Raw genomic sequence first — 19,930 nt, forward strand, 5'->3', positions numbered from 1 at the left:
CAGTATTCCCTATCTTTCCCTGGTCTCGTCATCATGTGCTTGCTGTCCGTTTCTTTTGACGCAAGGCACGCGATTTTGCCGTGGGCGATGGGATAAGATATCGGCCTTGCCACGATCCATTTGCTCCGTCCCGCCATGATAGAAGACATCAAAAAAACACTCTGGGCTACGGCCGACAAACTGCGCGCCAATATGGACGCCGCCGAATACAAGCACATCGTTCTTGGCCTTATCTTCGTCAAATACATCTCCGACACCTTCCAGACCCGCCGCGAGGAACTGACGCGCCGCTTTGCCGATGTAAATGACGAGTATTTCCTGCACGACGTGGACGACGAGATGCTGGCCGACGAACTGGAAGACCGCGACTACTACAAGGAAGTCAACGTCTTCTGGGTGCCGGAAGCGGCGCGCTGGGAAACCCTGCGCGCGCAAGCGAAGCAGGCCGATATCGGCAAGCGCATCGATGATGCCTTGTCGCTGATCGAAGCCGAAAACCCCAAGCTCAAGGGCATACTCGACAAACGCTACGCGCGCGTGCAACTGCCCGACGGCAAGCTCGGCGAACTGGTCGACCTGGTCTCGACCATCGGTTTTGGCGAGTCCGGCGACACGGCCAAGAACCATGCGCGCGATCTGCTGGGCCAGGTGTACGAATATTTCCTGGGCCAGTTCGCCAGCGCCGAAGGCAAGCGCGGCGGCCAGTTCTACACGCCGGCCTCCATTGTCAAGACCCTGGTTGCGGTGCTGGCGCCGCATCACGGAAAAGTGTACGACCCATGCTGCGGCTCGGGCGGCATGTTCGTGCAGTCCGAGCGCTTTATCGAAGCGCACGGCGGCAAGATCGGCGACGTGTCGATCTATGGCCAGGAAGCCAACCCCACCACATGGCGCCTGGCGGCGATGAACCTGGCCATTCGCGGCATCGATTTCAACCTGGGCAAGGAGCCTGCCGACACCTTCGTGCGCGACCAGCACAAGGACCTGCGCGCCGACTTCGTGCTGGCCAACCCGCCGTTCAATATTTCCGACTGGTGGCACGGCAGCCTGGAAGGCGACCCGCGCTGGGTGTATGGCACGCCGCCGCAGGGCAACGCCAACTACGCCTGGCTGCAGCACATGTTGTACCACCTCAAGCCCACCGGCCGCGCCGGCATCGTGCTGGCCAACGGCTCCATGTCGTCGAGCCAGAACAGCGAAGGCGATATCCGCCGCGCCATGGTCGATGCCGACAAGGTCGAAGTCATGATCGCATTGCCGGGACAGCTGTTTTTCAATACCCAGATCCCCGCCTGCCTGTGGTTCCTGGTCAAGGAAAAGCGCGCCCGCCAGGGCGAGGTGCTGTTTATCGATGCGCGCAAATTGGCTAGCATGATCAGCCGCGTGCAGTGCGAATTTACCGGGGAAGTGATCGACAAGATCGCCGGCACCGTGGCGGCCTGGCGTGGCGAAGCGGATGCGGGCGAGTATCAGGATGTGGCCGGGTTCTGCCGCAGCGTCACGCTGGCCGAGATCGCCGAGCATGGCCATGTGCTGACGCCGGGCCGTTATGTGGGTGCAGAAGCCGTCGAAGACGACGACGAGGCATTTGCCGACAAAATGCAGAAGCTGACCGAGAAGCTGGGCGAGCAGATGGCCAAGGGTGCGGAGCTGGATCAACTGATACGGCAGAAGTTGGGAGGGCTGGGGTATGAGTTCTGAATGGCGCGCAACCACGCTTGGCGAAGTGTGTAAGGCTCAAGGTGGTGCAATTCAAACCGGCCCGTTTGGAAGCCAGCTTCATACGTCAGATTATCAACAGTCGGGCGCACCCGTAGTTATGCCAACCAATATCGGCGATGGGGGTATCATCACAAATGGAATTGCGCGCGTGGGTGAATCAGATGTGGCGCGCCTTGCTCAGCATAAACTCCAACTTGGCGACGTGGTTTTTAGTCGCCGTGGGGATGTGACAAAGAATGCGCTAGTTCGCTCGCGTGAAGTTGGCTGGTTATGTGGTACTGGGTGCCTCAAAGTTCGGCTTGGAGATGAGTCTGTCGCAACCGCTAAATTTATTTCGCATTGCTTACGAGCGCCGGATACGAAGGATTGGCTCATTCGCCATGCTGTGGGCGCTACGATGCCAAATCTGAACACAGGTATTCTTTCGGCAGTTCCGATTTCTCTGCCCCCAATGGGAATTCAGCTGGCAATAGTTGATATGCTCGATGCGCTCGACGACCGTATCTCTCTCCTGCGGGAAACCAACGCCACCCTCGAAGCCATCGCCCAAGCCCTGTTCAAGTCGTGGTTCGTGGACTTCGATCCCGTGCGTGCCAAGCTGGACGGGCGTGTGCCCGAAGGCATGGACGAGGCAACGGCGGCGCTGTTCCCTGCTACGTTTGATGAGTCGGAGATAGGTATGGTGCCGAAGGGGTGGCGGGTAACGACGCTTGGCTCAATTTGTAAGGATAGCGGCGGGGCTATTCAGACTGGGCCATTCGGCAGTCAGCTTCACGCTTCCGACTACCTAGATATCGGTGTGCCGGTAGTGATGCCGCAAGACTTGGCCGGGCGTCGTGTACAGGTCGAAAAAATTGCGCGTGTCGGTGATGACGATGTCCGCCGCCTGTCCCGGCATTGGTTACGTACCGGCGATATTGTGTTTAGCCGTCGTGGCGATGTTGGACGCCACGCGCTGGTTGGCGTGCGAGAATCAGGTTGGTTGTGCGGAACCGGATGCTTGCTAGTGAGGCCTGGCCAATCGTGGCCTTCCGCGACCTACCTTTCCCTTGCGCTTGATCGTGCCGACGCCAAAGAGTGGTTGCTTCGGCATGCGGTCGGTGCAACGATGCCGAACCTGAATACCGGCATCCTAAGCGCAGTTCCAATCATGCGCGCCGATGACTTGATCCTACAGGCCTTTGATGAAATCGTGTGCAGGCTCGATGATCGTATCAGCCATGGGCACGCCAATATCCGCGCACTAGTAGAACTGCGCGACACACTGCTCCCCCGCCTTATCTCCGGCCAGTTGCGACTGCCGGAAGCGGAAACAGTATTCGAGAAAGCCGCCGCATGATCAATTTGTTCGCTGCACTGCACACGCTTGATGACCTTGCCCAGATGGCCGAATCGGTGACGCTGGAGTGCAAGCTGGCGCAGGGACGTGACGGCAAGGGCGAACTGCCGCTCGATTTTTGGCCGACATATTCATCGATGGCCAATACCCATGGCGGTGTTGTACTGCTGGGCATACGTGAAAGCAAGGGCAAATTTACGGTTGCGGGTATTGAAAACCCGGACAAAATCCGCAAGGATCTGTTCAGCACGCTTAACGATGCACGCAAGGTCAGCGTCAACCTGCTGACCGATGCACAAGTGGAAACGATCACGCTGGATGGCAAGACCGTGCTTGCTGTGCATATACCGGCGGCGGGGCGCAAGCAAAAGCCTGTCTACATCAATGCTAACCCGTTGGGCAATACTTACCGGCGCTTGAATGAAGGTGACATGCGCTTGAGCGATGAGGCGGTGCGTCGCATGCTGGCAGAACAAGTCGAAGACGACAGGGATGCGCGCATTTTGCCGGGCTTTGGCTTGGCCGATCTCGATTCGGACAGCCTGCGTATTTATCGACAGATGTTAGCCGACAAAAAACCTGGTCATCCTTTCCTGGATCACCAGGGCGAGGCCTTTCTCCAGCAACTGGGTGCATGGCGGCGTGACCGGCAAAGCGGTGAACAGGGATTGACGCTGGCCGGCTTGTTGATGTTCGGTGCGTGGCCAGCCATCCAGGAGGCGGTACCGCACTACTTTGTTGATTATCAGGAACGCCCCGAATCCAAAACCGAGCCGCGATGGGTGGACCGCCTGGTTCCGGACGGTACCTGGTCGGGTAATGCGTTCGATTTTTACCGGCGGGTATATCGCAAGCTGGTGGCGGATTTGAAAGCCCCATTCGCATTGAGGGATGGTCAGCGTCAGGACGATACGCAGGTTCACGTCGCGTTGCGCGAGGCCTTGGTCAATACGCTGGTGCACGCCGACTATACGGGCCGGGTCTCGATACTGGTGGTCAAGCGCCCCGACTTGTTTGGCTTTCGCAATCCGGGATGTTTGCGATTGCCGCTGGAACAAGTATTGCAAGGAGGGACCAGTGATTGTCGTAACCGACTGATGCACCAGATGTTCTTGATGATCGGCTTGGGCGAGCGTGGCGGGTCGGGCATCCCGAAGATATTCAGCGGCTGGCAAAGTGAGCACTGGCGGCAACCGGTTCTGCGCGAGGTGGAAGAGCCGGAGCAGACGCTGCTGGAGCTGCACATGCTCGATTTGCTGCCCGAAGCCGTCTTGGAGGATTTGCGGCAGCGCTTCGGCGACAAATTCAATGCGCTGGAGCGGGGGGAGCGCCTCATCCTGGTCACGGCGGCGATCGAGCAAGTGGTAAATCATGCGCGGCTTGCCGATATATGCGGCTTGCATTCGTATGACTTGAGCCACAGTCTGGCAAGGCTGGTACGCGAAGGGATGTTGGAATCGAAAGGCCAGTCGCGCGGCAAGGTGTATTGCTTGCCGGGCACGATGCATATTTCGCCAGATCAAGTGTTTCCAGCGGCACCGGCCAGCTCCGGACATAACGAGGCCAGCTCCGGATATAACGAGGCCAGCTCCGGATATAGGGGAGCGAGCTCCGGACATAACGATGCCAGCTCCGGACATATGGCCCCCAACTCAGGGGCGAGCAATTTTCATTCAGGCGCCACCCAGGATACGGACAGGGATGCCGACGGCTGTCTGCTGTCGGCGTTGCTGAATGCTCCCATCATTGAAGACCTGAGCCAGGTGTCGTCACAATTGTTGACCGAATTGCAAGGACGTGCGACAGAGGCACGCAACAAACAGCGCCTGCCCCGCTTGCGCATGGAAGACATCATTCTGGCCATGTGCCGCGAACGCTATTTGACATTGAATGTGTTGGCACAATTGCTTAGTCGCAATCCTGAGGCGTTGCGCAAGCAGTATTTGAACGCGATGGTAAAGAGTGGCCGTGTTTGCCAAGCTTTTCCGATGACGCCGACGCATGAAAAGCAGGCATATCGATCCGCAGTCCATACCCAAGCAAACCAAGAAGATAGTTAAGGCCATAGGTTTATACGCAACGCATCCGGCTTCGTCGCGTGGCGCTTTGATTGTTAGCGCAGCCACACGCACATCCTGGAGGCACTGCCAAATCATGATTTAGTATTTATGCAATAATATTATTGCCTAGAAGAATGGTTGCGCGATGTGCATTGCTTTAATGTTGGTAAAAGAGCATGTGTTGAACGTGTCTATTTTGGCGCTGTTTTTAAACATATCTGATCAACATGTCGATTGTATCGACACATGCGGGCCGCTTGATGACCGAAGACCAACTGGAACACGAAACCCTGGCCTGGCTGGTCGACACCGGCTATCAGCATGTCTATGGACCGGATATCGCCATGGATGGAGATTTGCCCGAGCGCAGCAACTATACGCAGGTGGTGCTCGTTGAGCGCTTGCGTGGCGCCATCGCCAGGCTCAATCCTTCGGTGCCGCTGGCCGCTCGCGAAGACGCATTGCAGCAAGTCCTGAATCTCGATACCCCCGTCTTGCTGTCGGCAAACCGCTTGTTCCATCGCCTGCTGATCAACGGCGTGCCGGTCGAATACCAGCGCAACGGCGAGACCCGCGGCGACTTTGTGCGCCTGATCGATTTCGCCGACGTGACGGCCAACGAGTGGCTGGCGGTCAATCAGTTTTCGATCAAGGGGCCCAGGCATACGCGCCGGCCAGACATCATCCTTTTCATCAACGGCTTGCCACTGGTGCTGCTGGAGCTGAAGAACCCGGCCGACGAAAATGCCGACATCTGGAAGGCCTGCGACCAGATTGAGACGTACAAGGAACAGATACCCGACGTGTTCCAGTACAACGAGGTGCTGGTGATCGCCGATGGCAGCGAGGCGCGCATGGGTTCCTTGTCCAGCAAGGCCGAGCGCTACATGGCCTGGCGCACCATCGACGGCGTGACGCTGGACCCGCTGGGCCAGTTCAATGAGCTGGAGACCTTGGTCCGTGGCGTACTGACGCCCGCTTATCTGCTGGACTTCCTGCGCTTCTTCGTGCTGTTCGAAGATGACGGCACCTTGATCAAGAAAATCGCCGGCTATCACCAGTTCCATGCCGTGCGCGCGGCGATTGCGCAGGTGGTCGCTGCATCGCGTCCGGGTGGCGGCCAGAAGGGCGGCGTGGTGTGGCACACCCAAGGATCGGGCAAGAGCATCACCATGACCTGTTTCGCGGCGCGCGTGATGCGCGAGACGGCCATGGAGAACCCGACCATCGTCGTCATCACCGACCGCAACGATCTTGACGGCCAACTGTTCGGGGTTTTTTCGTTGTCGCAGGATCTGCTGCGCGAGCAGCCGGTGCAGGGCACGACACGCCAGGATCTGCGCGCCAGGCTGGCGAACCGGCCGTCGGGCGGCATCGTCTTTGCCACGATCCAGAAATTCATGCCGGGCGAGGACGAGGACGCCTATCCGCTGCTGTCCGACCGTCACAACATCGTGGTTATCGCCGACGAGGCGCACCGCACCCAATACGGTTTTGAAGCCAGGCTCAAGACGCGCAAAGTGTCTTGCCGCATGCCGGGAACCGGCGCGCTGCCCGCGACCGAACTGGGCGTCGCAGAGGCGCCAGCGCAGTATCTGGAGCGGTATCAGGTCGGTTATGCGCAAAATCTGCGCGATGCGCTGCCGAACGCGACCTTCGTCGCCTTTACCGGCACCCCGGTGTCGAACGAAGACCGCGATACGCGCGCCGTCTTCGGCGACTATATCCACGTCTACGACATGCAACAGGCGCGCGACGACGGCGCCACGGTAGCGATCTATTACGAGTCGCGCCTGGCCAAGCTGGGCTTGAAGGAAGAGTCGCTGGCCGATATCGACGATGAAGTGGACGAGCTGTCCGAGGATGAAGAGGAAGATCAGAAGGCGCTGCTCAAGAGCCGCTGGACGGCGCTGGAACAAGTGGTCGGTGCCGAGCCGCGCATCAGGAAGGTCGCCGCCGATCTGGTGCAGCACTTCGAGGAACGGGACAAGGCGCAATCGGGCAAGGCCATGGTGGTGGCCATGAGCCGCGATATCTGCGCCCACCTGTACCAGGCGATTATCGCCTTGCGGCCCGACTGGCATGATGACGATCCCGCGAAGGGCGTGGTCAAGGTGGTCATGACGGGCTCATCCAGCGACAAGCCGCTGCTGCGGCGCCACATCTACACCAAACAAATCAAGAAGCGCATGGAAAAGCGCTTCAAGGACCCTGATGATCCGATGCGGCTGGTGATCGTGCGCGACATGTGGCTGACCGGTTTCGACGCACCCTGCGTGCACACCATGTATGTGGACAAGCCCATGAAGGGCCATAACCTGATGCAGGCCATCGCGCGGGTGAATCGCGTTTTCAAGGACAAGCAGGGTGGCCTGGTGGTCGACTATATCGGTATTGCCAGCGAATTGAAGCAGGCATTGAAGGAATATACGGCCAGCAAGGGCCGTGGACAGCCGACTGAAAACTCGTCCATAGCGTATGACCGGATGGATGAGATGTTGGACGTTCTGCGCGCCATGTTGCATGGTCTCGATTACAGCGATTTCCTGACGGGTGGACATCGCATGCTGGCCAAGGCTGCCGATCATATCCTCGGGCTGAAGGATGGCAAGAAGCGCTTCTGCGATACTGCCTTGACCATGTCGAAGGCTTTTACCCTGTGCTGTACGCTCGATGAAGCCAAGGCGGTGCGCGACGAGGTGGCGTTTTTGCAGGCCGTCAAGGTGCTGCTGACCAAGAAGGAAATCAGCAGCAAAAAGCGCACGGACGAAGAACGCGACCTGGCGGTGCGGCAGATCATCGGTTCGGCGCTGGTGTCGAATGAGGTGGTCGACATCTTCAACGCCGCCGGCCTGGACAAGCCCAATATCGGCATCCTCGATGACGAGTTTCTCAGCGAGGTGCGCAACCTGCCGGAACGCAACCTGGCCGTTGAATTGCTGGAGCGCTTGCTGGAAGGCGAGATCAAGTCCCGTTTTTCCACCAATGTGGTGCAGAACAACAAGTTCAGCGAGATGCTGGTCAATGTGATCAAGCGTTACCAGAATCGCTCCATCGAGACCGCCCAGGTCATGGAAGAGCTGATCGCGATGGCGAAAAAGTTCCGGGAGGCGGCCGGCCGGGGTAGCGAGCTTGGACTCAATGCCGACGAGTTGGCCTTTTACGACGCCCTGGCGAACAACGAGGAATCAGTACGTGAGTTGGGCGACGAGACGCTCAAGAAAATCGCCCATGAGCTGACCGAAAGCCTGCGACAGAATGTCAGCGTCGACTGGGCCGTGCGCGACAGCGTACGGGCCAAGCTGCGGCTGTTGGTCAAACGCATACTACGCAAGTATAAGTATCCGCCGGTCAAGCAAGATGCCGTAGTGCAGCTGATCCTGGAACAAGCCGAGTCGCTGTGCCTGGAATGGAGCTGAGTTCACTCACCGACGGCAGCGTCAGGGATTGGCGTTTGTCTTCACCCTGCCCACGCTGCGCGCAATCCCACCCAGCCACTGCGGCCGCCAGCTCAACGTCAAGGCCACGGCCACGATGCCGGCGCCGATCAGCATCACCCACAATATCAGCCCGAAACCGGCGCCATGGCCCGCCACGCACAATACACCGGCCAGTATCAGGACGGAGCTGGCCACGTATCGCCCGCAGCGCGCAAGCCTTGTTGCCGGCGGCATGCCCGCGCGGGTCCAGTGTTCTTCCTGTGATAGCGCCAGCAAGGCCAGGGCCAGGTAGCAGGCTGCGGCGGCAGCGAGCGTCAGCAGGGTTTCAAGCATGATTGACTTTCCCTGCCAGATTTCTCATGCGGCGCGCGGCCATGGCGGCGATCAGCTAAGTAAGTGCCAAGAAATTATTGTGAAATTATGACGAACAGAACTGGATGCGCTGCAAGGCGCCCGATGCGACGCAGTGCGGGCACTGCGAGCAGCGGGCAACGCCGCAGAGCGCCGGTTATGGAAGTCAGAATCCACAAGAATTTATGCGTACTTGCTTAGCACTGGTCGCGCCAGGCATGGCGGGCGCGCTGCGCTGCAGACGCTTGCGCGAACACAGACCGCCCCCGTAGCAACGGAACACGTGCCAAGTGCGGCGTGGAGGCGATCGCCGCGCAAGCTATTCTGCCGTTGGCGTCAACAGGCTTTCGCGTAACGCCTGCGGCAAGTTTGACTATATATAAGATCCATCTTAGTATTGTGGCATGACGATTCCTTTGCTCGACGATCCAGTACATGTTGCCATCAGGCTTCGCGCCTCCGTTTCGGCGCTGTCGCGCCAGATGCGTGCCCAGGCGCCCATGGACGGGCTCGGCGCGGCGCGGTTGAGCGTGCTGAGCCACCTGTATCGTTTGGGCACCCTTACCCCCACCCAGGTTGCGCGGCATGAGCGGGTCAAGCTTCAGACCCTGACTCGCCTGCTGGCCGAACTGGAAGCGGATGGGCTGCTGCTGCGCCGGCCCGACGCCGCTGATGCGCGCAGCACGCTGTTGTCACTGACGCCGGCCGGCGCCCAGATACTGTCTGATGAGGTACGTCGCCGTGAGGCCTCGCTGACCGCGGCGCTGGAAGTGGCGCTCAAGCCGAAGGAGCGCGCCCTGCTGCTCGATGCCTGCGCACTGATCGACAGGGTGACCGTGGCCAGTGGGATCCCGAATGTCGCGGCCAGCGTTGGGTCTGCCGTGCGTTCACCGCCCGGCTAGGACAGGACATGAAGGTCGTTGCAGCCTATGAAACTACTGCCCGATGGCTGGCTATCGCCAAGCCGGACTGGCGCCAGGGTACGCAGCTTGCCGCCGCAGTCGTGCTGTCCTGGCTAGGCTCCGCCGCGCTGCACCTGCCCGAGGGATTCTGGGCGGTGATGAGTGCCCTGATCGTGGTCCGGCCCACCATGGGCTCCACGCTTGGCGCGGGCTGGGACCGGGTGCGCGGCACTTTCGCCGGTACGGTGATGGGGCTGGCAGGCGTCTGGCTGGAGGGCCACGGAGCCGGCTCGGTCACCGCCATCCTGGGCATGGTCACCCTCGTGGCGTTTGCCAGTGCCGTCGTTCCTGGCCTGCGCAGCGCACCCCTGAGCGCACTCATCGTGCTGACCAGCGGCGGCGTTTCCGGGCAATACGCCTTCGACGCGGCGCTGATGCGAGTGCTGGAGATCGCCATTGGCGCGGATCGCACACGATACCGGCTCTTTCGCCCGGCTGGCGCAAGCATTCAGCCACGACGCCCCAGTCCGGGCGTGGGCGGCCCTTGGCGAGCGGGTCGGGGCGGCACTGGACAGCGCGGCAGCGAGTTTGGAGGGCGGCGCTCCAGCCACCTTCGATGGACTGGGCGACTACCTGCACGCCCGGGATGCGGACGCACCCGAGCTGCAGGTTCGGCGCTTCGCCCTGGCGCCGGTGCGGCTGCTCATCGAAGACCTGTCGGGGCTGGCCGCTCCTTTATCTCACCATGCTCCGAGCTGAAAGGTCTTTCCAATGCCCGAGATCTCGTCTCCCACCGCCGCGCATTCTGCCCTCGCCACCCCCGATCCGGCTGCTGCGCTGGCTGGTCTGCTCGCAAGCGTCGGCTTGCCGGCCAGCGCGGCTCGGCGAGCCCGCCTCACCGGTGCCGACCCCGTGCTGCCCTCGTCCTTCGCCGTCGGTACCGCATCGCAGGTGGTGGTGGCGACCGCAGCCCTTGCCGCCACGGAGTTGGGCACGCTGCGTGGCCAACTACCGCAGCTCGTGTCGGTGGATATGCGGCATGCCGCGCTCGAATGCACTGGCTGGTTTACTGTCAACGGACAGGCGATCGACGCCAGGGACCGCTTTTCGGGTATTTATCGCACCGCCGACGGGGCGGTGCGTATCCATGCCAACTTCGCACACCACCGCGATGGGGCGCTGAGGCTGCTGAGGCTGGACCCAGCTACCGCGCACCCGTCTGATGCCGAGCAGGCGCTGCGGTCGTGGCGCGCGCTGGAGTTCGAGACCGCTGCGGCGCAAGCGGGCCTGGTCGTCACCGCCCTGCGCAGTTTCGACAACTGGGACGCTACCCCACAAGGCCAGGCGCTGGCGACGCAGCCGCTGCTGACCGTCACTCGCATAGGCGATGCAGCGCCGCTGCCGCTGCCGCCGCTGGGAGCGGCAGCGCGCCCGCTGTCGGGTGTCCGGGTCCTGGAATTGACCCGTATTCTGGCCGGGCCAGTGGGAGGGCGCACCCTGGCGGCCCACGGCGCGGACGTGTTGCTGCTCAACGCGCCGCACCTGCCCAACATCAGCGCGATTGCCGACACCAGCCGTGGCAAGCGCTCGGCACTGCTGGATCTTCGAGAGCCTTCCGGGCGCGCGGCGCTGGAAGCCTTGCTGCGCGATGCCCATGTGTTTGTGCAGGGCTACCGACCCGGCGCGCTGGCTGATCTCGGCTACGGCCCGCAGCAGGTGGCTGCGGCGCGGCCGGGTATCGTCTACGTTTCCCTCTCGGCGTACGGCACCCAAGGGCCATGGGCGGACCGGCGAGGTTTTGATTCGTTGATACAGACGGCCATGGGTTTTAACGTGGCAGAGCGCGAGGCGGCGGGCGACGGCAAGCTGCGCCCACTGCCCATGCAGATGCTCGATGAGGCGACCGGCTACCTGATCGCGGCAGGCACGGCGCAGGCCCTGCGCCGACAGCAGATGGAAGGCGGAAGTTGGCTCGTACAGCTGTCACTGGCGCAGACGGGCCAGTGGCTGCGTGGCTTGGGCCGGGTGGCCGACGGATTTCGAGCGCCGCTGCACGCCTCTTGCCGGGACGACATGCTGCCCTGGATGCAGACAGTGGAATCCGGCTTTGGCCGACTGGAGGTATTGCGCCACAGCGCGGTGCTGGAGCGCACGCCTGCAGGTTGGGACCGACCAGCGATGCCACCGGGAAGCCATCGCGCTACTTGGTAGGCGATGGTGGGACAGGTGAGTACTGTTCAATAACGTCACGTGAGGTCTTTCGGGTTGGTTGGGGGCGCTGGGGGTGACAGACAGGTGGAGGCGCTCGACCTGGCTTTCTATATGAGAATAATTGTCATTATCAAAATATCTTTTCGGCCTGTCAATCAATGTCGCGCTCGATGTGACGTTCACGTGCATATCCAAACCGATATCACATGGCCACAAAAAATGATTGGCGCGCCACCATGCCAGCCCCTAAGATCAACGCAGGCACGCGCACGACCGTGTAGCCAACCAATAAAAACCAGACCGAGACGACCCCTGCCATGCATACCGACGCTGCTGTTCTTTCCGTGACCTCCATGCCTTTCGGCAAGCTGCCCGACGGTTCTGCCGTGACCGCCTACACGCTGACTAACCGCCACGGCATGCAGGTCAAAGTGCTCGATTTTGGCGCCATCATCAGCGAGCTCCATGTGCCTGACCGCGAAGGCAAGGCGGCCGACGTGGTGCTGGGCTTTGACAGCATCGAACCCTATTTGAGCAACAAGGCTTTCCTGGGGGCCTTGATCGGGCGCTTCGGCAACCGCATCGCCAGGGGCCAGTTCAGCCTCGATGGCAAGCATTACCAGCTGGCGGTCAACAATGCGCCGAACCATCTGCATGGCGGCGAGCAGGGCTTTCACCAGGTGCTGTGGCAGGCCGTGCCGTTTGAAACGAACGAGGCGGTCGGCATTACCTTCACGCGCAGCAGCCTGGACGGAGAAGATGGTTATCCGGGCAAGCTCGATGTGTCGGTGGTCTATGAACTGAATAACGACAATGCCTTGACCCTGCGCTACCATGCCGTGACCGACCAGGCCACGCCCGTCAACCTGACCAACCACAGCTATTTCAACCTGGCGGGGCAGGGCGATATTTTGTCGCACCAGATCGTCATCCACGCCGACCGCTACACGCCGGTCGACGCGGGTTCGATTCCTGTCGGCGAACTGGCCGATGTGGCCGGCACGCCATTCGACCTGCGCGCAGCCACCGCCATCGGTGCCGGCCTGGCGGCGGACCATCCGCAAATCGCCATCGGCCGCGGGTATGACCATAACTTCGTGCTCAACAAACAGGCAGGCCAGGCGCTGAGCCTGGCAGCGCTGGTCCACGAGCCGCAATCGGGGCGCGTGATGCAGGTTTATACAGAAGAGCCCGGCGTGCAGTTTTACTCTGGCAACTTCCTCGACGGCAGCGCGCAGGGCAAGGGCCTGGTTCACCGCCACCGCAGCGCCTTTTGCCTGGAAACCCAGCATTTTCCCGACTCGCCCAATCATCCGCACTTCCCGGACTGCATTCTGCGGCCGGGCGAGGTGTATCAGACGCAGACGGTGTACCGGTTTTCTGCCGAATAAGCCAGGAGCTCCAAATCGCGGTCACGCCCTGCTTGCAGGGCGTGATGGTTGCCACTGTCGATATTCATTTCGGTATCGAAACGCTATAAAAATTGATTGGAAAGGCATGACGCCTTTCTTTAGTATCGCCACATCGCTGCCCGGGCCGATTGTTGTGATCGGGCATGGCACAACCAGGAGAATGGCATGTCTGACACAAAAAAGAAGGTAACACTGCGCTCGGCCGAGTGGTTTGGCTCGCAGGACAAGAACGGTTTCATGTATCGCAGCTGGATGAAAAACCAGGGCATTCCTGACCATGAATTCCAGGGCAAACCGATTATCGGCATCTGCAACACCTGGTCCGAACTGACCCCGTGCAATGCGCACTTCCGCAAGCTGGCCGAGCACGTCAAGCGCGGCATCCTGGAAGCGGGCGGCTTTCCCGTCGAATTTCCGGTCTTCTCGAACGGCGAATCGAATTTGCGCCCGACCGCCATGCTGACGCGTAACCTGGCCTCGATCGACGTGGAAGAATCGATCCGCGGCAATCCGATGGACGGCGTGGTGCTGCTGGTCGGCTGCGACAAGACTACCCCGGCGTTGCTGATGGGCGCCGCTTCGGTCGATATTCCCACCATTGTCGTGACCGGCGGCCCCATGCTGAACGGCAAATTGAACGGCAAGAACATCGGTTCGGGCACGGCCGTGTGGCAGTTGCACGAGCAGGTCAAGGGCGGTGAAATCTCCATGCACGAATTTTTGGCCGCCGAAGCGGGCCACTCGCGCTCGGCCGGCACCTGCAACACCATGGGCACCGCCTCGACCATGGCCTGCATGGCCGAGTCGCTGGGCACCTCGCTGCCGCACAATGCCGCCATTCCGGCCGTTGACGCGCGCCGCTATGTGCTGGCGCACATGTCGGGCATCCGCATCGTCGAAATGGTCCGCGAAGACCTGAAACTGTCAAAGATCCTGACCAAGGAAAATTTTGAAAACGCCATTCGCGTCAACGCCGCCATCGGCGGCTCGACCAATGCCGTGATCCACCTGAAAGCGATTGCCGGCCGTATCGGCGTCGACCTGGAACTGGAAGACTGGACCCGCGTGGGCCGTGGCATGCCGACCATCGTCGACCTGCTGCCTTCGGGCCGCTTCCTGATGGAAGAGTTTTATTACGCGGGCGGCTTGCCGGCCGTGATCCGCCGCATGGGCGACGGCAATCTGCTGCCCAACCCGGACGCGTTGACCGTCAACGGCAAAAGCCTGTGGGAAAACTGCAAGGATGCGCCGATCTACGACGACGAAGTGGTGCGCACGCTGGACAACCCCTTGTTGAAAGACGGCGGCATCTGCATCCTGCGCGGCAATCTGGCGCCACGCGGCGCGGTACTGAAACCGTCGGCCGCCACGCCGGCGCTGATGCAGCACCGTGGCCGTGCCGTGGTGTTCGAAGACTTCGAGCACTACAAGTCGCGCATCATGGACCCGACCCTGGAAGTGGACAAGGACTCGGTGCTGGTGATGAAAAACTGCGGCCCGAAAGGGTATCCCGGCATGGCCGAAGTGGGCAACATGGGCCTGCCGCCCAAACTGCTGGCAGCCGGCGTCAAGGACATGGTGCGCATTTCCGACGCGCGCATGAGCGGCACCGCCTACGGCACCGTGGTGCTGCACGTGGCGCCCGAAGCGATGGCTGGCGGCCCGCTGGGCATCGTGCAGGACGGCGACTGGATTACCCTGGACTGCGCCGGCGGCCTGCTGAACCTTGACATCACCGACGAAGAAATGGCGGCCCGCCAGGCGGTCCGTGTACGCGGCAGCGCGCCAGGTCCGAAGAGCGGCTACCAGCAGCTGTATATCGAACACGTGCTGCAGGCCGATGAAGGCTGCGACTTCGACTTCCTGGTCGGCCCGCGCGGTTCGGCCGTGCCACGCCATTCACACTAAGCGAGAGAAACTGACATGTTGCTGATTCAATTCAAGAACGAAAACGGCGGCCGCCAGGTCGGCCTGCTGCAAGACGATGTCGTCACCATCATCGACGGCTACGACAGCACCTATGCGCTGGCGCAAGACGCCATCCGCACGAAAACCGGTCTGGTTGACCTGGTCAACGCCAGGCTCGGCACCGCGACCGCTTCCTACGAGCAAATAGCCGCTGCCGGCCGCATCCTGCCACCGCTCGACCATGCCGACGAAGCGCACTGCTACGTGACGGGCACCGGCCTGACCCACCTGGGCAGCGCTGGCGCGCGCGACGCCATGCACAAGAAAATCGGCGGCGACGCCGATTCCTTGAGCGACTCGATGAAAATGTTCCGCCTGGGCGTGGAAGGCGGCAAGCCTGCCGCTGGCACCGCCGGCGCCCAGCCTGAATGGTTTTACAAGGGCGACGGCTCGATCGTGCGCGCCGGCGGCCAGCCGCTGGGCATGCCCGACTTTGCGCTCGACGGCGGCGAAGAGCCGGAAATTGCCGGCCTGTACGTGATCGGCGACGACGGCCAGCCGTATCGCGTCGGCTATGCGATCGGCAATGAATTTTCGGATCACGTCACCGAACGCCAGAACTATCTGTACCTGGCGCACTCGAAACTGCGCATGTGCAGCGTCGGCCCGGCCCTGCTGGTGGGCGAGCTGCCCGAGCATATCGACGGTACCTCGCGCGTGCTGGACGCGTCCGGCAAGGTGCGCTGGGAAAAGGCGTTTGTCAGTGGCGAAACGAATATGTCGCACACGATTGCCAACCTGGAACACCATCACTTCAAATACCCGCTGTTCAAGCGTGCGGGCGATGTGCATGTACACTTCTTCGGCACGGCCACCTTGAGCTTTGCCGACGGCGTGACGGTGGCGCCGGGCGAAACGTTTGAAGTCGAGGCGCCTGCCTTTGGCCCTGCGCTGTCGAACCGCCTCGAAATCTTCCCTACCGAATTTGCGAAAGTGAGCACATTATGAGTTTCAATATCACAGGCGAAGCCCTGATCGGCGGCGTCGCCGTCAAAGGTACCGGCGCCAACTTTGAAGCGTGGGATCCGGCCGCGCGCGCGCATATCGCGCCGTCGTTCCAGACCGTCGACGCCAACCAGATCGACCAGGCCTGCCGCCTGGCCGAAGCCGCGTTCGACACCTACCGCGCCACCAGCGATAGCGAGCGCGCTGCCTTCCTCGACACCATCGCCGAGCAGATCCTGGCCATCGGCGACGAGCTGATCGTGCGCGCCATGAGCGAAAGCGGCTTGCCGCGCGTGCGCCTGGAAGGCGAACGCGGCCGTACCGTGGGCCAGCTGAAACTGTTCGCCGGCCTGCTGCGCGAAGGTTCCTGGACTGACGCCCGCCTCGACACCGCTTTGCCGGACCGCACTCCGCCACGCCCCGACCTGCGCCTGCGCATGATCGGCCTGGGCCCGGTCGCCGTGTTCGGCGCCAGCAACTTCCCGCTGGCCTTCTCGGTTGCCGGTGGCGATACCGCCTCGGCCCTGGCTGCCGGTTGCCCGGTGGTCCTGAAAGCCCACCCGGCCCACCCTGGCACTTCCGAACTGGTGGCGCGCGCCATCGTCAAGGCCGTTGAAATTGCCAAGCTGCCCGCTGGCGTATTCGCCTTGCTGACCGGCATCGGCAACGATCTCGGCCAGGACCTGGTGGCCCATCCCGCCATCCAGGCGGTGGGTTTCACGGGTTCGCGCGCCGGTGGCCTGGCGCTGATGAAAGTGGCGGCCAACCGTCCACAACCGATTCCTGTGTACGCAGAAATGAGCAGCATTAACCCGGTGTTCGTGTTGCCGCAGGCGCTGGCCGCCCGTGGCGCCGCGATCGCCGCCGGCTTTGCCGGTTCGCTGACGATGGGCGTGGGCCAGTTCTGCACCAATCCCGGCCTGGTGCTCGGTTTGGAAGGTCCGCAATTTTCCGCCTTTGCCGCCGTCGCCGCCGAAGCGCTGGCCCCTAGCCCGGCCGGCACCATGCTGACGGCCGGCATCGCCAGCAGCTACGTCAAGGGTGTCGCCAACCTGGCGCAGCACGCCGACGTGCAACCGCTGGTGCAGAACACGGGTGAAGAAGGCAAGGGCGCCGCCGCCCTGTTCGTCACTTCAGGCGAGGCGTTTTTGGCCAGGCACGACCTGCGCGACGAAGTGTTCGGCCCGGTCTCGCTGCTGGTGGCCTGCCGCGATATCGCGCAGCTGGTGGAAATTACGGAAAGTTTGGAAGGGCAATTGACGGCGACCCTGCAAATGGACCAGGGCGACCTGGACGACGCACGCCGTTTGCTGCCGGCGCTGGAACGCCGCGTCGGCCGCATCCTGGCCAACGGTTTCCCGACCGGCGTGGAAGTGTCGACCGCCATGGTGCATGGCGGCCCGTTCCCGGCCACCTCGGACGGGCGCAGTACTTCGGTCGGCACGGCGGCGATCAACCGCTTTTTGCGTCCGGTGTCGTACCAGAACCTGCTGCAGGACCTGCTGCCCGAATCGCTGCGTGACGGCAATCCGCTGGGGATCTGGCGCCGCAAGGACGGCGTCCTGGGCAAAGAGTAAGCATCAAGCACGGTAAAACAGTGGAGAGCAGATGAAGCAGTTGGCAAGGTATGACAGCCTGCGCGGCAAGCGCGTATTTATCACCGGTGGCGGCAGCGGCATCGGCGAATCGATGGTGGAGGAGTTTGCCGCCCAGGGCGCGCTGGTGGCGTTTGTCGATATCGCCCGTGAAGCGAGCGAGGCCCTGTGCCGCCGCCTGGCGCACGCCGGTTTGCCCGCGCCGCTGTTTCGTCATTGCGATATTACCGATATCCCCGCCTTGCAGGCCGTCATGGCCGGCTTTGTGGCCGAGATCGGCGACTTCGACGTGCTGGTCAACAATGCCGCCAACGACCAGCGCCACCAGGCCGAAGACGTCACGCTGGAATACTGGAACGAGCGCATCGCAATCAACCAGCGGCCCATGTTCTTTACCTGCCAGGCCGTGTTCGAGGGCATGAAGCGCAGGGGCGGCGGTTCCATCATCAATGTCAGCTCGATTTCCTGGCACATGAAGGCCGGCGGCTACCCCGTCTACGCCACCACCAAGGCGGCCGTGGTGGGCCTGACGCGGGGCCTGGCGCGCGACTATGGCGCGCATCATATCCGCGTCAATACCGTCACGCCGGGCTGGGTCATGACGCAGCGCCAGATCGACCTGTGGGTCGACGACGCGGCCGAGCTGGAAATCAGCAAAAGCCAGTGCCTGCCCAGCAAGCTGATGCCGCGCGATATTGCGGCCATGGTGCTGTTCCTCGCCTCGGACGATGGCGCCATGTGCTCGTCACAGGAATTCATCGTCGACGCCGGCTGGGTGTAAGTTCTTTTCAAATCCCCCGTAGCACCGTTCGCTCCTGCCGGCAGCTTTGCCGCAGGGGCTTTTTTCGTTGACCTCGCTCTGGGCTTTGTATTTTTGATACCGATATATAAATTGATATCACCTGTGAAAAAGAATTGATTGGATGGCTATGTTGCTTTCTCCTACCATGGGTTCATAAAAAACGCCCGGCCAGGCATCCCGCCTTGCCGGTATTCCCATAAAAATGGAGACTACAATGAAATTGACACGCCGCACTCTGCTCGCCAGCGCCATGCTGCTCGCCCTGTCCGCCACCACATCCGCCTTTGCCGCCAAGCCGCTGGTGATGGGTTTCTCGCAAGTGGGTGCCGAAAGCGAATGGCGCACCGCCAATACCGTGTCGATCAAGGATGCCGCCAAGAAAGATGGCGTCACCCTGAAATTTGCCGATGCCCAGCAAAAACAGGAAAACCAGGTCAAGGCCCTGCGCTCATTCATCGCCCAGAAAGTTGACGTGATCGCCTTTTCGCCTGTCGTCGAATCGGGCTGGGACACGGTATTGCGTGAAGCCAAGGCCGCCAAGATTCCCGTCATCCTGACCGACCGCGCCGTCAACGTCACCGACAAGTCGCTGTACGTGACCTTTATCGGTTCGGACTTCGTGGAAGAGGGCCGCCGCGCCGGCCAGTGGCTGATGGAATACGCCAAGAAAAACCCGGACACCGCGCTCAATATCGTCGAACTGCAAGGCACGGTCGGTTCGGCGCCGGCCATCGACCGCAAGGAAGGCTTCCAGGAAGTCATCGGCAAGAATCCGAACCTGAAGATCATCCGTTCGCAAACCGGCGACTTTACCCGCGCCAAGGGCAAGGAAGTGATGGAAGCGTTCCTGAAGGCCGAAGGCAAGAAGATCAACGTGCTGTACGCGCACAATGACGACATGGCCATCGGCGCCATCCAGGCCATCGAAGAAGCGGGCATGAAACCGGGCAAGGACATCATCATCATTTCGATCGATGGCGTCAAAGGCGCGTTCGAAGCGATGATCGCCGGCAAGCTGAACGTGACCGTCGAGTGCAGCCCGCTGCTGGGCCCGCAACTGATGTCGATCGCGCGCGATGTGGTGGCTGGCAAACCGGTGCCAAAACGCATCACGACGGTAGAGGGCGTGTTCCCTGCCGAAGTGGCGGCCAAGGAATTTCCTAACCGTAAATACTAAGCTTGC

At 61.5% G+C, this 19,930-nt stretch carries 14 protein-coding genes and 1 pseudogene; 14 read left to right on the forward strand and 1 reads right to left on the reverse strand.

All coding sequences use genetic code 11. From position 1 onward, the window contains the following. The first annotated feature begins 135 nt into the window (after positions 1–135). The 4 genes from CD932_RS11570 (at position 136) to CD932_RS11585 (ending at position 8,540) form a co-directional block, all read left to right on the forward strand. Positions 136–1,701 carry a class I SAM-dependent DNA methyltransferase gene (locus tag CD932_RS11570; RefSeq protein WP_094442771.1) on the forward strand — a complete coding sequence of 522 codons (1,566 nt, stop codon included), beginning with the start codon at positions 136–138 and terminating at the stop codon, positions 1,699–1,701. Beyond that, a complete protein-coding gene (locus tag CD932_RS11575; RefSeq protein WP_094442772.1) occupies positions 1,691–3,061 on the forward strand; it encodes a restriction endonuclease subunit S in 1,371 nt (456 codons plus the stop codon). The genes CD932_RS11570 and CD932_RS11575 overlap by 11 nt, the downstream gene beginning before the upstream one ends. Further along, positions 3,058–5,121, forward strand: a complete 2,064-nt coding sequence (locus CD932_RS11580; RefSeq protein WP_094442773.1) for an RNA-binding domain-containing protein — start codon at positions 3,058–3,060, stop codon at positions 5,119–5,121. Before CD932_RS11575 ends, CD932_RS11580 begins: the two co-directional genes overlap by 4 nt. Positions 5,122–5,381: 260 nt before the next feature. After that, a complete protein-coding gene (locus CD932_RS11585) occupies positions 5,382–8,540 on the forward strand; it encodes a type I restriction endonuclease subunit R (protein ID WP_094442774.1) in 3,159 nt (1,052 codons plus the stop codon). A 21-nt stretch (positions 8,541–8,561) separates the two neighbouring features. On the opposite strand, the gene CD932_RS11590 is transcribed toward CD932_RS11585, so the two are convergent. Then, positions 8,562–8,894: a DUF3325 domain-containing protein gene (locus CD932_RS11590; protein ID WP_094442775.1), complete on the reverse strand. Its 333-nt coding sequence runs from the start codon at positions 8,892–8,894 to the stop codon at positions 8,562–8,564. 422 nt (positions 8,895–9,316) lie between these two features. Between CD932_RS11590 and CD932_RS11595 the strand changes: the two genes are divergently transcribed. The 10 genes and pseudogenes from CD932_RS11595 to CD932_RS11640 all read left to right on the forward strand — a co-directional run bounded on the left by CD932_RS11595 (position 9,317) and on the right by CD932_RS11640 (position 19,924). Next, positions 9,317–9,814: a MarR family winged helix-turn-helix transcriptional regulator gene (locus CD932_RS11595; RefSeq protein WP_094442776.1), complete on the forward strand. Its 498-nt coding sequence runs from the start codon at positions 9,317–9,319 to the stop codon at positions 9,812–9,814. Positions 9,815–9,822: 8 nt separating this feature from the next. Then, a pseudogene (locus CD932_RS29760) lies at positions 9,823–10,218 on the forward strand (FUSC family protein); the annotation flags it as partial. 52 nt (positions 10,219–10,270) lie between these two features. Then, positions 10,271–10,573: a hypothetical protein gene (locus CD932_RS28795; protein ID WP_094442777.1), complete on the forward strand. Its 303-nt coding sequence runs from the start codon at positions 10,271–10,273 to the stop codon at positions 10,571–10,573. Between the two features lie 12 nt (positions 10,574–10,585). Then, the gene (locus CD932_RS11610; RefSeq protein WP_094442778.1) at positions 10,586–12,025 is read left to right on the forward strand and encodes a CoA transferase; all 1,440 of its coding nucleotides are present in this window, start codon (positions 10,586–10,588) and stop codon (positions 12,023–12,025) included. A gap of 317 nt (positions 12,026–12,342) precedes the next feature. After that, positions 12,343–13,416, forward strand: a complete 1,074-nt coding sequence (locus CD932_RS11615; RefSeq protein ID WP_094442779.1) for an aldose epimerase family protein — start codon at positions 12,343–12,345, stop codon at positions 13,414–13,416. A 186-nt stretch (positions 13,417–13,602) separates the two neighbouring features. Beyond that, on the forward strand, positions 13,603–15,345 hold the full coding sequence (locus tag CD932_RS11620; protein WP_094442780.1) for an IlvD/Edd family dehydratase: 1,743 nt from the start codon (positions 13,603–13,605) through the stop codon (positions 15,343–15,345). A 15-nt stretch (positions 15,346–15,360) separates the two neighbouring features. Further along, positions 15,361–16,353, forward strand: a complete 993-nt coding sequence (gene araD1, locus CD932_RS11625; protein WP_094442781.1) for an AraD1 family protein — start codon at positions 15,361–15,363, stop codon at positions 16,351–16,353. Then, complete coding sequence (locus CD932_RS11630) at positions 16,350–17,927, forward strand: aldehyde dehydrogenase (NADP(+)) (RefSeq protein WP_094442782.1); 1,578 nt, start codon at positions 16,350–16,352, stop codon at positions 17,925–17,927. The genes araD1 and CD932_RS11630 overlap by 4 nt, the downstream gene beginning before the upstream one ends. A gap of 31 nt (positions 17,928–17,958) precedes the next feature. Continuing rightward, the gene (locus CD932_RS11635) at positions 17,959–18,726 is read left to right on the forward strand and encodes an SDR family NAD(P)-dependent oxidoreductase (RefSeq protein WP_094442783.1); all 768 of its coding nucleotides are present in this window, start codon (positions 17,959–17,961) and stop codon (positions 18,724–18,726) included. Between the two features lie 235 nt (positions 18,727–18,961). Beyond that, entirely contained in the window at positions 18,962–19,924 is a 963-nt protein-coding gene (locus CD932_RS11640) for an ABC transporter substrate-binding protein (RefSeq protein ID WP_094442784.1), read from the forward strand. The last annotated feature ends 6 nt before the right edge of the window (positions 19,925–19,930 follow it).

The sequence above is a fragment of the Janthinobacterium sp. PC23-8 genome, assembly GCF_002250505.1.
Taxonomy (GTDB): domain Bacteria; phylum Pseudomonadota; class Gammaproteobacteria; order Burkholderiales; family Burkholderiaceae_D; genus Janthinobacterium.